Source organism: Acetivibrio cellulolyticus CD2 (assembly GCF_000179595.2).
GTDB classification, from domain to species: domain Bacteria; phylum Bacillota; class Clostridia; order Acetivibrionales; family Acetivibrionaceae; genus Acetivibrio; species Acetivibrio cellulolyticus.
Window position 1 is genome coordinate 1 of sequence record NZ_JH556651.1, and the last position, 395, is coordinate 395.

The following is a 395-nucleotide window of genomic DNA, read 5'->3' on the forward strand; positions in this document are numbered from 1 at the left end:
TGAATCCTTTTATCACTGATGGCTAATGATGATACTCATAAAATAAAAGCAGATGTGGAAATATCATTGTTTGAAAAAGAAACTGACCCAAAGATAAAATTGATTCCTAAAAAATGGCTCAAAAAGTAAATTATGAAATTTGGGATATATGAAAATAAACTTGAACTATTTGACGGTGAGGCTCTTCATGGTGATGAGCAAAGGGATAAAATGTTATTGATGCTTGTATATAACACAGGGTTACAACACTTTATTGACTTGCTCCCAGAGGAATCCAAAAAATATTAAAAGAGCTTTTATAATAAGAATCCATTATCTAAATCAAAAAATTTCGGGGGTTTAGGCTTACGGAGGTATAGCATATGAAAAGACATTGGGAGCTTGATGAATTAATT

1 protein-coding gene is annotated in these 395 nt (G+C 31.1%); it reads left to right on the plus strand.

Features of this window, described 5'->3' with window-relative positions; genetic code table 11:
* Nucleotides 1-132: 132 nt before the first annotated feature.
* Nucleotides 133-288 (plus strand): hypothetical protein, encoded by a 156-nt coding sequence (locus ACECE_RS32475; RefSeq protein ID WP_162862438.1) that lies wholly within the window; start codon nucleotides 133-135, stop codon nucleotides 286-288.
* The last annotated feature ends 107 nt before the right edge of the window (nucleotides 289-395 follow it).